This window comes from Rhodobium orientis (assembly GCF_003258835.1).
Lineage (GTDB): Bacteria > Pseudomonadota > Alphaproteobacteria > Rhizobiales > Rhodobiaceae > Rhodobium > Rhodobium orientis.
Window position 1 is genome coordinate 1 of sequence record NZ_NPEV01000152.1, and the last position, 279, is coordinate 279.

At 54.1% G+C, this 279-nt stretch carries 1 protein-coding gene; it reads left to right on the forward strand.

The features are described 5' to 3' along the window. A partial coding sequence (locus CH339_RS25615; RefSeq protein ID WP_210207401.1) for a beta-galactosidase trimerization domain-containing protein occupies positions 1 to 279 on the forward strand: 279 nt, incomplete at both ends.

Consider the following 279-nt stretch of genomic DNA (forward strand, 5'->3'; position numbering starts at 1 on the left):
GATTGCGGGTCCGCTGACGGGCGGAAGAACAGAGCACCATACGATTCACACTGATTGCGGATTGGGGCCTTTAGAAAAATGTTCTGGTGTTAAAACGCTGTTTACATTCCCGATGGATGAGCGGAACTCAAGCGGAACGGCGTTTGGCGCAAAGGCGCCGCTGAGCTTGTGGAGCGCTGTTTTTGAAGCCGGCGGCACCAAGGCTGTCGGGATGATTGAGAAAGGCCCGGCGTCAGGCAAAGCGTTCATCACGGAACACAAATGCGGAAAAGGCAAAAT